The sequence below is a fragment of the Labilibaculum sp. genome, from assembly GCF_963664555.1.
GTDB lineage: Bacteria > Bacteroidota > Bacteroidia > Bacteroidales > Marinifilaceae > Labilibaculum.
The window spans coordinates 2,373,143-2,389,153 of the sequence record NZ_OY761461.1 but is presented as its reverse complement, the minus strand read 5'-3'; the positions used below and the strand labels follow the sequence as shown (position 1 = coordinate 2,389,153).

The 16,011-nt window shown below is 35.2% G+C and carries 7 protein-coding genes; 1 reads left to right on the top strand and 6 read right to left on the bottom strand.

Going from position 1 to position 16,011, the window contains the following annotated elements; translation table 11 throughout:
• Nucleotides 1-161: 161 nt before the first annotated feature.
• From ACKU4N_RS09475 to ACKU4N_RS09450, 6 genes are all read right to left on the bottom strand, one after another.
• Nucleotides 162-1,763, bottom strand: a complete 1,602-nt coding sequence (locus ACKU4N_RS09475) for a pectate lyase (RefSeq protein WP_321322656.1) — start codon at nt 1,761-1,763, stop codon at nt 162-164.
• Nucleotides 1,764-1,789: 26 nt separating this feature from the next.
• A complete protein-coding gene (locus tag ACKU4N_RS09470; RefSeq protein WP_321322655.1) occupies nt 1,790-2,467 on the bottom strand; it encodes a LamG-like jellyroll fold domain-containing protein in 678 nt (225 codons plus the stop codon).
• A gap of 216 nt (nt 2,468-2,683) precedes the next feature.
• Nucleotides 2,684-4,813: a RagB/SusD family nutrient uptake outer membrane protein gene (locus tag ACKU4N_RS09465; protein WP_321322654.1), complete on the bottom strand. Its 2,130-nt coding sequence runs from the start codon at nt 4,811-4,813 to the stop codon at nt 2,684-2,686.
• Nucleotides 4,814-4,853: 40 nt separating this feature from the next.
• The gene (locus ACKU4N_RS09460; protein ID WP_321322653.1) at nt 4,854-8,144 is read right to left on the bottom strand and encodes a SusC/RagA family TonB-linked outer membrane protein; all 3,291 of its coding nucleotides are present in this window, start codon (nt 8,142-8,144) and stop codon (nt 4,854-4,856) included.
• A gap of 236 nt (nt 8,145-8,380) precedes the next feature.
• On the bottom strand, nt 8,381-9,568 hold the full coding sequence (locus ACKU4N_RS09455; RefSeq protein WP_321322652.1) for a glycoside hydrolase family 88/105 protein: 1,188 nt from the start codon (nt 9,566-9,568) through the stop codon (nt 8,381-8,383).
• A gap of 7 nt (nt 9,569-9,575) precedes the next feature.
• Nucleotides 9,576-11,174 carry a glycoside hydrolase family 28 protein gene (locus ACKU4N_RS09450; protein ID WP_321322651.1) on the bottom strand — a complete coding sequence of 533 codons (1,599 nt, stop codon included), beginning with the start codon at nt 11,172-11,174 and terminating at the stop codon, nt 9,576-9,578.
• A gap of 314 nt (nt 11,175-11,488) precedes the next feature.
• Here ACKU4N_RS09450 and ACKU4N_RS09445 point away from each other — a divergent pair, with 314 nt between their 5' ends.
• Nucleotides 11,489-15,895 carry a hybrid sensor histidine kinase/response regulator transcription factor gene (locus ACKU4N_RS09445; RefSeq protein ID WP_321322650.1) on the top strand — a complete coding sequence of 1,469 codons (4,407 nt, stop codon included), beginning with the start codon at nt 11,489-11,491 and terminating at the stop codon, nt 15,893-15,895.
• The last annotated feature ends 116 nt before the right edge of the window (nt 15,896-16,011 follow it).

Here is a 16,011-nt window from a genome sequence, read left to right as displayed (position 1 = left end):
TTTTCAATACTTTTTTAGTTTCAATTCCTTATTGTATAATCACTCTTAACTAAACGAGCCATTTCCTGCGCTCTGTATTTTTTATATACGTGTTATTTTAGATACACTCAGTACAGTTCTTCCTGATTGCCGGTTTAGTAATTAAAATCATGTTTATTGTATTATTTTCCAGACTGATTCAATTTTAAGTAACCAATCAGAAAATTCATATTCTGAATGTACTCTTTAGTTGAGATATAATATTTATCAGAAGGATCAGGATAAGTAGACGTATCTGTTTCGTCACCAACACGAGTTGTTGAATACTCATCACTTTGATTCTGATTCTGACCATCCCCAATGTAAGGATGGCTAATAAAAGCATGTTTCACCAACCACCTGCCCTGCTGATCGAGAGATGCAATAATATCTTTTACCTCAGCCTCTGAAGCAACACCTGTGAAAACATTACGGTTTAGGTCGTAAAATCGTTGAGGTGTATCACTTTCCTTGAAACATGCTTCCTTTAGAGGCGAATCTTTTGTCACCTTATCTAAGTCAAGCTCATTAAGCATTTTGTATTTAAACTTCAGCTCCTCAAGCTGAATACGGCACTTGCCGTAGTAATGAGCCAATAACTTTTTATCATCACTATCGACATAATACATTCCAAATTTCACATTCGCCCCTTTCCGATGTACATATATGGGCTTGTTGGTTCCTACTTCAATAAAAGTTGGATGAGAACGAGCCCCTTCTATCTGATTTTCGGGAAGTCGTGTACTGTCCAACCAACGAATTGCATCAGGAACACGAGCAATAAATTTTTTATCTCCCGTATATTGATAAAATTTCAGTAGGAGCATTGCATTTTTGCATGTTGTAGATGGCAAAAAAGCTGCCGGTTCATACGTTCGGGCACCTTCTGTTTGCATATTCAAATTAAGTTGCTGTCCCCAAGCTCCGCATGCATCCTGAGAAATCAGATAAAAATCCATTCCCCGGCGAATCGGTTCCAAAAAACGTTCTTCCCCCAAAGTCAGATAGCTTTGAATCAAAAAATGAACGTTTTCCCAAATTACATCGTCGTTAAATGTATAAAACGAACTATAATCAGAATGACCTTGTTTATTGAAATCATATTTTAACGGATAACGCTGTGGCCAACCACCTGAAGCATACTGACTTTTTAATATAAAGTCGATTGCTTTGTCAAGAGCAGGTTTATAAACCGGATCTAATTTCTCGAGATAGATTCTTAGTAAAAACCTTGCTGCATCAGATGTAATATCATCATCGAAAGTGGAGTTGCCATAATAATGCTGAAACTCTTCAAGTCTCCACCCATTTTTACCAATAGTATTATACCATTTCTTTAAGGAGCGGTCACCGGCGAAATCGATCATATAATTCCAACCACCTTCGTTACTTTGCCCCCAAATAATAGCTGTTGCAACTTTTTGCGCGGCTTGATAATAATATTCGTTTTTCGTGGTTCTATAAGCATCTAAAAATAAGTGTCCAATGCTGATTGTTCCAGGATGTTGAAGCCAAATCATGGTTTTGTAGGCCTCCATCTCGCCCCATCGACGAGATAAATCGGGCAAATAGTACCAAACATAGCCTCCATTAGTACTCACCTCTTCAACCATAAATTGAGTGGCTTTCAGCATTGTTTCACAAATTTGTTCCTTTGTAATTTCAGATTGAGCTTTTAACTTCAATCCAAAAGCAAGAAATAAAAGAAGTAAAAGAAGTAAAATTAAATATTTAGTAGGTTTCATGGTATTTATATTCTTAGCAGAGTTAACTAATAAGTCATAAAATCATCGGGCTTGAGTTGTTTAGATACTATTCTGATTTTGTAAATCATTCCTTTAAACCAAGACTTTTTGTTCAGGCGAACACCAATTGAGCAGTTACCAGTCCCAATTGGTTGATAAGAAAACGACTCGGACAATTCCTGTTTTCCGTTAACAAAAGTGGACAAACTATCAGCCCCCACAATAAAAGCAACATGATACCATTGTCCAAGCTGATGAGTAAGTTGTTCGTTAATTAAGGCTTTCTTGTTATTTCCGGAAGCCGCAAAACCATCGAAATACCAGATATCCGTAACTGCACGGATTTCCAGCAACATTCTATTACCTAAGACCTCACCAATATGAAGAATCCGCTGTTCGAAAGATGCATTTATATCCGGACAAAAAATCATTTCTACGGTAAATTCCTTCATCGATTTAAGAGGCATTTCCTGTAAAATAAGAGCATCACTACTTCCATTAAAGGAAACAGCTTTTCCATAAGGAGAATCAACCAGTTTTGGCTGACCAAGTATCTTTATTTGTTTTGAGTTCTTTTGCAGTAAATCCGCCACTAACCACTCTGTATGAAATTTTACTGTGGAATTTTTTTCTGAGTTTTGACCATCCCCTGAGAAGGGGAAATACATAAAAAACAAGACTAGTAATATTGGAGTAATCTTCATTTGTCTGTTTTTTTATTGGACTCAACAAAATTCATCTCAAATTCCTTTTAAAGGGAAGTAATAAATAGTGTTTATCCAATTTTAGAACTTATATTATAATCTCTATTTAGATAAAAGAGACCAGCTTCATGCCTTATTACCAGAGATAAAAAGCAAAGATAATCCGTCAACGAATCAACGGATTATCCTATTTATTATTAAGAATTTAAAGCATTCTTATTGATTAAATCCATAACCATTGCTTATTCCTGAATTCTCTAAAATTGTAGAATTCAATGGCACTAGATAGACTGGAGGATTACCCGCACTAAAGTCAGCATCACTATAACCTTTAAAAAGATCAGTTGAGTAATCTGCAGCATTAGCTACGATATCAGCACCCCAGTTTGTTTGAACATATCCATCAGCTTCAAGAGCCAATGCTTCTGCACTTCCAGGAGCGATATAATTGAACAATCCTTTGATCGCAACGTTAGTTTCCGGTCCATTAACAGTTTTGCCAATCTCAGTTGCAAGACTTTGCCAATCGTCATATTGACCTCTCCAACCAGGGAATAATACTGGATCTGTTTCGTCTACACATTGCGTAGTCAAACGATAACCATGAGTTGCTTTTGCATCAACCATTTTTGTCCAAATATACATTGGTATTTGGTTTCCATTATCAAATGTATAATATCCATTTGTTTCCAAACCACCAATAATAGTAGTCATTAATTGTCTATTAGCAACTACAGCTTGTGGTAATTTCCCAGTGCGGATAAGATCATAACGACGCATTCCTTCACCACCAAATTCTAATTTACGCTCTTCCAAAACAGCTTCATAAACACTACCCGCTTTTGCAATAAAACCGTTTAAATCGGCATCTGCAGGTGATGTAAATGCACGATTGTGTACTTTCTCTAATTCTGTTCTCGCAGGACCATCATTGCCTAAAGCTGCCTCAACCTCAGCAAGCATCAGGATAACATCTGATACACGCATGTATGGACAATTAATTCCAGATTTACGTGATTTCGCAACATATGGACTAGTCATACGGTTTTCATCCCATTTATTATTCGCAATTCCACCGTGTGATTTCGAACCAGGAATCCAGTCAATCATTTTTTCAGTACCATCACCTTTACTTGCTGTTACAGCTACCGTAACATCACGTCGCAAATCTTTAGGATCGAAAGAACCATAATAATAATGTGCCTGGAAACGTGACTGACAATAACTCTTGCCAGGGAAAGCTTTTGAGCTGCCACCATCCGAAGGACGACCAAATGCATAAGGACGTTCTGAATAGTAACCATATTCTTCCGGAATCTCATAGATAGACTCTTTCGATAGTTGTTCGCCAGTCATCATCATCTGAAATACGTATTGGAATGGATTCCCAAATTCTTGTCCAGCTCCTCCGGCAGAACGTGGATCACTTGTAATTAAATAAGCAGAACCAGAATTTTCTACACATTTAGTCAGATATGTTTTAGCAATATTGAAATAATCCTGCCAGTCAGAACGACGGGAATAAACTGCTCCATCCTTTTCAGTTCCCATAGTCTCAAATGAAATTGCACTTCCATCCAATTTTTTATAGAAATCACTTCCAAGATCAGTACGACGGGTAGCATAACCTCCGGCATAAAGACACATACGTCCGATTAATCCCTGTACATAAGTTCGGGTCATTACATCAGCATTGTTTCCTCCCTCACCAACTCGGTACATATAAGGCTCTACCTTCATCAATTGATTGATGTGATATTCATAAATTTCATCACGGGAAACAAGACCTTTATTCTCTGTATCACTTATAGAAAGTACGTGAGGTACATCACCATAATAACGACACAATTCAAAATATGCAGTAGCTCTAAGTGCAACAGCTTGTCCGTATATATCCGACAATTCAGTCACTTCTCCACTACTCATCATTGCCTCAAAATCACTTGTTCCTTCAAACGCCTCAATCAAAGAGTTCGTTACTGACACAATCCCATAAAGAGCTGTCCAGGCTTTTTCACTATCCGTAAATGAAATGTCAAAACTTGAAGTTCCTCCTGGATAGAAATATTCAGGAACGTGACGTGTTTGTGATGAAAATGTTTCCGGATGGTGTTCAACATCAGAACCAACAACTGCAAGATCGTAAAAAAGACCATTAGAGTGCACATATGCATTACCTCTCCATTTTTCGTATGCATTCAGTAAAGCTCCCTTTGCAGAAGTAGCTCCTGAAAATACAAATTCAGAATCTACAACCGAAGGAGAAGATGTATCTAAAAATTCTTCGCAGGAATTAAGCGATAAGGTGAATACACCAATAATTGCTATAATTAATATTTTTTTCATACCTAATTTAATTATCAAATTAACAATAATATTCCTCATATTAGAAAGTAACATTTACTCCTAAAGTGAAAGTTTTTGCACGAGGATATGCACCCCAGTCCATATTAGTTGTCGGGAATATTTTCAAACTGCTAAAAGCGCTGCCTGCACTCTTTGGAGTTGTATTCACCTCTGGATCTACTCCTGAATAACCTGTTATTGTAAATAAATTATTACCAGTGAAATACACACGGATTCTTTCAATTCCTATTTTTTGAGACGCCAACTTTGGAACATTATATCCCAATGTTACTGTTTGTAAACGCAAATAAGAAGCATCCTCAACAAATGTAGAATAGGTAACACCATTCTCATTGTAAGGCAGAGCATATTTAGCATTTGCATTTAATGCTTTTAATGCCGCAGGATCGGTTACAGCTGTCAAATCTCCAGAAGAATTAACGTCATAAACTTTATAAGCATCTTTTACAAAGGCTAAACGGTTCGCACCAATACTAGCATCTTTATTTCCATAACTACTTACCAAAGCTGAAGCATTGTAGATTTTTCCTCCCAAAACCCAGTTCATATTAGCACCTAAATCAAAGTTTTTATATCTCAAATTTAAGTTAATTGACCCTGTATGTTTAGGTGTTGCTTCTCCCAATTCAGTATAATCCTCAGCATCAACAGTTCCACTTTTATCTACATCCTTCAATTTAATAGCACCTGGAAAAGCATTCTGACCATCGGCAACAGCAAAAGGATTTGGATAACTTCCTGTAAAACCTTTATCAAAATCCGCAATTCCGTCTTTTAATGTATAAATACCATTTGCATAGTTAAAATCATCAACCTTATAGAATCCTTCGCTTACATAACCACGAATCACTCCTACTGATTTGCCTTCAACAAGTGCATAATCATACGCAGGCTTAGTCGCTGAAGAAGCCCAATTAGAAGCATATTGATATTGATCAGTGTTTTTAAGATTATCAATATTATTTTTATTATAGTTGTAGATAAGATTTACTCCAAAATCCCAATCATCAGAACGAATAATGTCGACTCCAACAGAAAGCTCGACCCCTTTATTTGAGGTTTGTCCAAAATTTTGGTACTGGTAAGAATATCCTGTTGTATTGTCAACCGGAACAGCCATTAATAAGTCGTTAGTTGTGTTCCAATAAACTTCAGCAACCCCATAAATACGGTTGTTGAACATTCCATAGTCTATACCTAAGTTTCTGGAAACAGTTGTTTCCCATTTTAAGTCAGGATTAGGATATAGACCTGATGGCTTGTAATAAGATCCAATACTACCGTTAATAGGATAATGAATATCACTGCTACTTCCACTTTCCCATGTTTCTTTCCATAATGAAGAGCTGATATTATCGCTGCCCGAAGCACCATAAGATACTCTTAATTTAAGGTTATCTAACCAATCCCTTGTGCTTTCCAACATAGGCTCATCAGAGATACGCCATGCTGCAGCTACTGCCGGGAAATATCCCCATCGATTGTTTGAAGCAAATTTAGATGAACCGTCAGCACGAACCGTAGCTGTAAAAAGATATCTATCTTTTAATGAGTAGTTTGCACGACCAAAGAAAGACAATGAATGTGAAGGAGTTCCAACAGTGTTTAGTGGAGTTAAAGTCTCTCCTGTTTGAATTAAACCTGTTGTTGTCTTATAATCAAAGTTTTCAGGATATCCCTTACCTTTAACTTCTAAAGTAGTAGATTTCGATTTCAAAATTTCATTACCCAACAAAAAAGATAATTTATTTGATTCTCCTAAATTAAATTCATAATTCAGCGTTGTAACTGAACGAAAACTTTCCGCGCCTTTTCTTTTTATGGTTGCTGTTTTATATCCATTGGTCAATCCATCTTCGTAATAATTACTTTCATCATTAACTCTGGTAAATCCAACCTCACTGCGAGCCTTAAGTCCTTTTATGATCTCCCATGTTAATCCGGCAAATCCACGTAAGTTTTGCGATTTTGTAATATTTGTAATATCATTAATTAACCCAATAGGATTACTACTTTCGTCGATGTTTGCATCACCATTACCAAAACTGGAAGAAACATCGGTATAATCAACACCACCTAATGGATTATCAATTGGACGAAACCAGTAAGCAGAAGAAATTAGAGACCCTCTACCATTGGTATTGCCTTCTTTTCCACTTAACTCTGATTCTGAATAACGTAAATCAAAATCTACCTTCAAGTTTTCAGCCAATTCCTGATCTATTTTAAAAGAAGCATTTGAACGCTCATAGCCTGAATTAATCTTGATACCTTCATCATTTAAATATCCAATGGAAGCAAATACTTTTGTTTTTTCAGTTCCACCAGACAAACTAATAGTATGACTTTGAGTAAATGCAGTTCGTAATGCATCATCGGTGTAGTTATGAGCCTTTACATTGGCGTAATCAGCATAATGATTGCCATTGGCACTTCCCAATCCAAAATACTCGGCTATTCCACTTCCATTACTGGCGCCGTAAGCTGCAGCATAAGCCCAAGTATGATTCACATACTCCTGTGCAGATAAAGTTTCAAGTGATTTTGCTACGCTTTTTACCTGTGTGTAACCACTATAAGTAACTTGAAGCTTTCCTGCTTTGCCCTTTTTTGTAGTAACCAGAATAACACCATTTGCTCCACGAGCACCATAAATTGCAGTTGAAGATGCATCCTTTAACACATCAATGGATTCAATTTGATCTGCAGGAATTTCAGAAATAGAACTTACTGGAAATCCATCAACAACAAATAGAGGATCATTGGATTGAGTGATAGAACCTCCTCCACGAATTTTGATAGATACATCAGCACCAGGACGTCCATCCTGACTAACCACATTTACGCCCAATAAACGCCCCTGTAATGCCTGAGCAACATCCGGCACTGAAATAGCTGCTAAATCTTCACCTTTAACCGAAGCTACAGCTCCCGTAAGGTCTTTCTTTTTAACAACTCCATAACCAATCGCCACAATCTCTTCCAATTGTGTGAATGCTTCCTGCAAAACTACATTAATTTCAGTCCTTCCGGATATTGGAATTTCCTGTGTCTCCATTCCGATAAAAGAAACTATAATTATATCAGACTGAGCATTTGGTAATTCTATTGAATAAATACCATCAATACCTGTAATTGTACCGAGATTTTGGTTGCCTTTTACTGTAACTGTAACTCCTGGCAATGGAAAATTTGTTGCATCAGTAACCATTCCTGTTACTTTTTGTCCAAAGCTATCAAGACTGCAAAATAGCAGTACAAAAAAGCCCAGCATAAAAAGTTTGCTAATTTTATTCAGATTTTTCTTCATTTAGATAAGTTTAGTAAAAAATTAGAATACACTTTAATATATTTGATTAAGATTAGAAATTTCATCTTCACTCCATTTTTAGTCCATCAATACAAATTGATTTTAATAAACAAAAACATTTTTGCAACTTCTAACGTTTGCGCCAACGGACTAACGAACAGGTTAGGGTTCGTTTTTTTTCACAACACACATACACTTGTTTTTAGTTAAGTGATGTATACAAGTGACAATCACAACTATTTATTCAATTCTATAGCCGCCAAAATAAAAGGTGCAACTCCTTTAGGATCATTCACAACCCTCTTCTCATTAATATAATATTCATAAGAACCATCTCTATATGGATTGCCACCCAAACCACAACCGCCACAAATATCTTTCATCTCAATTGATCCGTCTGGATTTTCCGTTATGAGTAATTGTGTGATGGAACTAAATACTGAGTTAGCAATATTATTGTATTTTTTATCCAAATAACCTTTCGATGCACCTTTAGCAAATGCGTAGCAAAACATCGCAGAACCAGAACCTTCGAGATAATTCCCTTCCCGATCAGTCTGATCAAGAACCTGATACCACAACCCACTATCTTTATCGCGTACCTTCAGCAAAGCTTCGCAACTATTTTGTAGTAGAGATATCAGTTCATCCCGATCCTTATGGTTCTCAGGCAGATAATCCAAAACATCAACAATAGCCATAACATACCACCCCATAGATCTGCTCCAAAAATTTGGAGAGCAACCTGTTACCTGATTACTCCATTTTTGTTCACGGCTTTCATCATAAGCATGGTATAACAGGCCTGTCTTTTCATCCTTTGTTTTTTCATAGATTAATTTAATCTGAAGGCATACCTCATCAAATAGTCCGGGAGTATTAAATTCCTTTGCATATTGAGCTAAAAATGGAGAAGCCATATATATCCCATCCAACCACATTTGATTTGGGTAAACTTTTTTATGCCAAAAACCACCACTTTTTGTTTTGGGATGATTTTGCATTTGAATAACAAATGAATTCAGCGCTTTACGGTACTTTTCTTCGCCTGTTCTCTTATAAAGCGTAATAATATTTTTAGCCGGATTAATTCGATCTATATTGTACTCTTCAATCTTATAATTCTTTACACTTCCATCTTCCCTGACAAAATAATTCACATAATCTTCCATATAACGAGAATATTTCGAATCAACATCTCCTAAATGATCGATTGCCTGTCCTAAAAAGGCAATGTCGTATTGCCATTTTACAGTTCGAGGATTTAAATAATGAATAAGGCTATCCGATTGTCTCATCACCTCATCGGCCATTTTTACCGACCATTTTGGAGTCTCTTTCTTTTGTGCATTTCCTGTTGATGTTTGCTTAAACTTACAACTGGTAACGACTAACAATATGATTATAAATGAAATGTTCTTCATAAGTGTTTTATTTTTTCACTGCAGTTTGTGTATTCTTTTCCATATTACTCTTAATGATGTTTCCTTTTTCAGTCAAAAACGGCACATCACCATCAACCAGCAAAGCTACACCTGAAAGAATATTATTAATCACAAATAGATTTGTTACAGACTGATTGCCTTCAATAAAAACAGGCAATTCTGTTGGTTGAAAACAATTATTCACCAATATATCAGAACAATTATCCAACTTTATCACCGATGCGTCGGCTGACAAATTATAAACGGTTAAATCGCTGATCTGGATTTTCTCCGAATGATTAAATTCAATTGCATTTCCATTACTCACAGAAAGACGAATATTTTTCATATCAACATTAGAAGCATAATCACCAGTAACACCTGTTTTCCCTTCTATTTGTATATCGTTAAAGCTTATTTGATCTGCGGAACGCTCTTTTAATCCATAAATCGCAATGCCTTTATTAGCATTAGTCATTCTCACATTTGAAATATAAACATTCCGAATGGCTGGTGTTCGATCCGAAATTGGTTCCTCCGGTGTTTCATGATAGTGCATGTTAATCATCACCCCTTCTCTTAACATGTTATGCATAACAACATTTGAAACACGCACATCTTCCACAACACCACCTCTTCCTCTCATAGTCTTAATACGGATACCTCTGTCTGTACCCTCAAATACACAATTTGAAATGGTTACTCTCCGCACACTGCCAGACATTTCACTTCCAATTACAACCCCACCATGACCATTAAGCATAGTGCAGTTGGTGATTGTTATATTTTCTGTTGGTTTATCTGCTTCACGCCCATCAGCATCACGTCCTGATTTAATAACAATACAGTCATCACCAACACTAATGTGGCTGTTACTGATTCTTACATTTCGGCACGATGAAGGATCAATTCCATCTGTATTTGGTGAGTCTCCAGGATTCAGTATAGTAATTCCATCAATAGTAACATTTTCTGAAAAAACAGGCATCAAAGTCCAAAAGGGTGGGTTCGTAAATGTTACCCCTTCTACTCTAACATTGGTACAATTATATGGCATAAATAAAGGTGGGCGCAAAAAACTTCCCATACCTTGCAGATATTCATTGGTTTTAAGCATTTCTGAATTTTCCTTTTGAAATATAGCCTCCCATTTGGTATTGGTCTTCTCTCCTCCTCTTATGCGTGACCATAAATCCCACCATTTGCTTCCATTTCCATCTATCAAGCCTCGTCCCTTAATAGTTATATTATTTGCATTATGAGAATAAATACAAGATTTAAAATTTTTCACCCGAACTCCTTCCCATCTTGAATCAATCATTGGAAGATACGCATCAAAATCATCTGTGAATTTAAGAACTGCTCCCGATCCAATATTAAGTGTTATATTACTTTTTAATTCTATTGGTCCACTCAAATAAAGCCCTGATGGAATATAAATCTCACCACCTCCTTGTTCACTCAATTCTGCAACAATTTTATCAATAATAGTTGAACAGTTTACTAATCCGTTACTATCCGCACCAGCATCTTTCAAATCCACAACACTATTCTGCCCAAAAGTTATTTGAGAAACGAAAAGGAGAAAAACACAAAATAATTTCATACTTACTATTTTAAAACTTATTAAATTTCACATACCATTTATAATTGACCTGCAAGAACCAACTTCAACTTTTCACTCTTTACCAAAGCAACAAGTTTTTCGGTATTTATAACGTTTGCAAAATATGCTCTTTTATTTAAACTTACAGATTGCATTTCATCTAAAATACGGTGTCAAATCATCAGACTGCAAGGGAGTCAAATCATCAACACATTCATTCACAATAAATTACAAATAAGCAAATATTGCTAAAATCTTAAAAAATGTAAAAAAACTCATTAAATTATTATATTTGTATGAATAAGAAATAACATATGCATCAAATAAGAATACTGACATTTCTATTGCTCTCTCTTTTGCAAAGTCTTTGTACTTTATCTCAAGACATTTATAGGTTTGAACATTTTAATTCAGAAAATGGACTTTCTCAAAATACCATATCCAGTTTACTATGCGACAGAAAAGGATTTTTATGGATTGGAACAATGAATGGTTTAAATCGTTATGATGGTTATCGGTTTAAAATTTACAAGAGCAAAAAAGGAGATAGTAACGTTTTCACAAACAATAGAGTTATAGATCTATGGGAAGATTGTCAAGGTTTTATTTGGATGAAAACCTATGATGGATATTATCACTACCTGAACCCTGAATTAGAATTATTTAAGACCTTGCCCGAATACGATGAAATTAAAAATACTAAAATAAGTGTAGCAACGTGTTTTTTACAGTACTCTCCTGAAGATATTTGGGTTGGCACCACAAATGGAGGTGTTCTTTATTTAAAATACAATCCCGAATTAAATAATTACGCTCAATCAAAACACAGCGATAAAGGAAGATACAGCATATCAAACAAAGAAGTTCGCTTTATTGTTTCAGATAAAGATTCTTCAGTTTGGGTAGGAACTAAAAAAGGGATTAATCTTCTCACAAAAAAAGATATTAGTGCAGGAACATTTAACTTTCAACATCTTTTTATCAATTATTCATTTAACTCAGCAATCGAATTAAGTAATGAAATTTGGCTAGGCACTGATAATTACGGAATAATTAGATACAACAAAAATGAATCTTCGTTCAGATTTTTGGACATGACCAACACGTCCGGATTTGAGTCAAATCAGATTTCTAATTTGTACCAATCTAAAGATGGAATCATATTGGCTACTTTTCTTAACAAGGGAGTATTAGCCTATAATCCTGATTCTAACGAATGGACGAAACTGAAAGTTCATGGCAATGAAATTTTGAATGTTTATTTTGATAGAAAACACAATGCCTGGATAACAGCCACAGAATTTGGAATTACGAAAGTTGATCTGAGCACATTGCAGTCGAAATATTATAAACTAACTGCTAAAAACCAAAGAGTAATTACAGATTTGGAACGTCATGTATTCTATGAAGATCTGGACTCAAACTTATGGATTGGACTGCACGGTGGAGCTTTAACGTACTACAATAGTGAAAAAGACCAATTTGTTCACTATCAAAACAATCCTTCAAATCCGAACTCCATTTCATCAAGTATTGTCCACTGTATCACAGAAGATTTATCAGGACAAATGTGGCTTGGAACAGGTCAATACAAAGGAGGTCTCGAGAAAATAATTAAACGGGATCCTGCTTTTACACACATTATACCTATTCCTGAATTTAATCAAATAACTGATAATGTGGTCCGTTCAATTTGCCAGGATAAAAACGGTTATATTTGGTTTGGCACCAAAGCAGGCGATTTGCATATCTACTCGCCCGATTTAAAAAAACTGAGCACAATTCAGTCTTTTCACCCAACAAAAAATGATCCCTATAAAGATAACATATACAGCATTTTTATTGATCATCAGAATTACTTGTGGTTGGGAACTAAGGGAAAAGGTTTATTAATAAGCCAAAAACCCATCCCAAATAATCCTGCAGATTATACTAAAATCAAGTTCAATTCATATCTAAATAATCCAAAGGATTCCACCTCGTTAGCAGGGAATAATATTTATTCGATTTCTCAGGATCAAATGGGAAATATATGGATTGGTACATTCGGAAATGGAATTTGCAAAACGAACGCCAATCACTCCAAGCCATTCGTCTTCCAATCCTATTCAACGAACAACAGTCAATTATCAAGCGATTTGGTAAGATGTATCTATAGTGACACTGATTCCAACCTTTGGGTTGCCACCTCTTTTGGTTTGAATCTGGTAAAAGCCAATGACCTCAAACAAAACAATATCATATTCCAAAACTTTTACTATTCAGCGGAGAAGCCGAACAGTATCAATTACAACGATGTAGTTGAGATTTTTGAAGATTCCAAAAAACAAGTCTGGTTTGGCACTTTTGGTGGAGGAGTTAATAAACTAATCTTACCTATTGTTGATACGATTCAATTTTCATCCGTAACATCCGAATCCGGTCTTTCAAATGATGTAATATTTGGGATCATGGAAGACAATTCAAACCATTTGTGGTTTAGTTCTGAAAACGGCTTAAGCCGTTACGACGAATCGAATAAAAGCGTTCAAATCTACAATGAATCTAACGGACTGGCTTTTAATAACTTCGCAGAAAACACCTGTTATACATTAGCCGATGGAAGAATTCTATTTGGTGGATCAAACGGAATTGAAGTTGTTCAGCCCGAGTTAATTAAACACTCCCAACCGACCAACTTTATTGAACTTACCAATTTTCAACTATTTAATAAAGATGTAACTGTTGGTGCTCCAAAATCCCCTTTAAAAAAGAATATCTCATATACGAACGATATAACTTTACTCAGTAATCAATCAAGTTTTAGTATTGAATATTCGGCCCTTAACCTATCCGATCCGAAAAAAAATCAATACGCCTATTTGCTGGAGAATTTTGATAGCGATTGGAATTATGTTGGCAATCAAACCAAAGCAACTTATACAAACCTCGCTCCCGGGGAATATAAATTTAAAGTGAAAAGCACAACCCGGACCGGTTTTTGGAATGAAAATGAACGTGTATTAAGAATAACCATTTCACCGGCTTGGTGGCAAACCAAACCCGCATTTTTTGCTTATTTGTTAATCTCTATAGGTTTAATCATTTTCAGTAGATACATCATTAAACGAATGAATAAGTTTCGCAATGATTTAACCATTGAAAAAACAATTAATGAACTAAAACTAAGGTTTTTCACAAATATTTCGCACGAAATAAGAACTCCTCTTACCCTAATTCTTGGACCTATTGAAGACCTGTTACAACAAGACAATCTGGATGTTGCTCCAACTAAAAAATTGCGGATTATTCGCAAAAATGCAAAACGCATGCTGCAACTTGTCAACCAATTACTAGACTTTAGGAAAGTTCAGAACAATAAAATGCAATTAAAAATTCAGGAAGTAGACCTAAATGAATTCACAAAAGACATTTTTGAAAGTTTCATCCCTTTAGCAAATCACAAGCAAATTTTTTATTCTTTTCAAAATTCAAGCTCACCAATCAACATTTGGGGAGACCGGTCAAAATTAGATTCAATAATTTACAATCTAATTTCAAATGCAATCAAATTTACACCAAAAGGGAAAAAAGTTATTGTTAGTGTGAAAATTAATTCATCCAAAAATAAAGCCGAAGTTCTTGTTACAGATGAAGGTCCGGGAATCCCAGAAAAAAACATATCCGAAATATTTAACCGATATACGATTCTCAGCAACCACGATTTCGCGGGTACAGGAATAGGATTGTCGTTAGCACACGAATTGGCCATTCTGCATCAAGGAAATATTGAGCTGTCATCGACAGTAGGAAAAGGCAGTGTTTTTTGTTTTTCAATGCCTTTAGACAAAGAAAAATTAATTCAATCACCTAACATTCAGATAATAACAGATGAATCTCATCAACCAATCTATCATCATATAGAAATAGAAGATCATAATGTTACAGAAACTATTACTGATAATGCTAATGATCAGGTAATACTTATTGTTGAAGACAATGAAGAGATTTTGACATACACCAAAGATTCCCTTTCTTCATTGTATTCATGTATTGTTGCAAATAACGGAAAAGAAGGGCTTCGATTGGCACAAATTCATAATCCTGATGTTATTATTACAGATATCATGATGCCGGAAATGGATGGCATTGAGATGACACGTCTGTTAAAAGAAAATTTTTCTACTTGTCACATACCCATTGTTATGATGACCGCAAAAGTGGATATACAAGACAAAATTGCAGGTTTTGAAATGGGTGCAGAAGCCTATATCACAAAACCACTTCAAATGGCTTATCTAAAAGCTGTTATAAAAACATTAATTACTCAAAGAAAATTAGTTATTTCAAAATACCGGGACAATAAAACTATTGACCCAAAAACATTAAAGGTTAACTCAAAAGATGAAGAGTTTCTGAAACAATTAGTTACATATATTGAGACAAATTATTCAACAGAATTAAGTGTTGACAGTCTCTCTGGATTTTGTTGTGTAAGCCGAACCGTATTTTACAATAAAATAAAAGGTTTAACCGGACTTAGTCCCTTGGAATTTATTCGGGAAATCAAACTTAAAATTGCCATGCAATTTTTAGAAAAAGGCTTTTCGGTCTCCGAAGTTGCCAATAAAATAGGTTATACTGATGTAAAATATTTCTCGAAACAATTTAGCTCTCAATACGGTTATCCACCAAGTAAAATAAAGAAAATAAACAAATCTAAATTAGAAGGAACAGAATAATATTTGAATGAAAATTAACAAAGGCAATTAATTTTTGCTCTGAAAAAGCTTACTATAATTGTCGATACTTGTTCTTTATGCACTATTTCGACCAGCTTGTTTTTTTTGATTCTGAA

What these genes read in the sequence shown, in the direction of transcription:
- ACKU4N_RS09460 (WP_321322653.1), bottom strand. Translation starts at nt 8,144, where the DNA reads ATGAAGAAAAATCTGAATAAAATTAGCAAACTTTTTATGCTGGGCTTT.
- ACKU4N_RS09450 (WP_321322651.1), bottom strand. Translation starts at nt 11,174, where the DNA reads ATGAAATTATTTTGTGTTTTTCTCCTTTTCGTTTCTCAAATAACTTTT.
- ACKU4N_RS09455 (WP_321322652.1), bottom strand. Translation starts at nt 9,568, where the DNA reads ATGAAGAACATTTCATTTATAATCATATTGTTAGTCGTTACCAGTTGT.
- ACKU4N_RS09470 (WP_321322655.1), bottom strand. Translation starts at nt 2,467, where the DNA reads ATGAAGATTACTCCAATATTACTAGTCTTGTTTTTTATGTATTTCCCC.
- ACKU4N_RS09475 (WP_321322656.1), bottom strand. Translation starts at nt 1,763, where the DNA reads ATGAAACCTACTAAATATTTAATTTTACTTCTTTTACTTCTTTTATTT.
- ACKU4N_RS09445 (WP_321322650.1), top strand. Translation starts at nt 11,489, where the DNA reads ATGCATCAAATAAGAATACTGACATTTCTATTGCTCTCTCTTTTGCAA.
- ACKU4N_RS09465 (WP_321322654.1), bottom strand. Translation starts at nt 4,813, where the DNA reads ATGAAAAAAATATTAATTATAGCAATTATTGGTGTATTCACCTTATCG.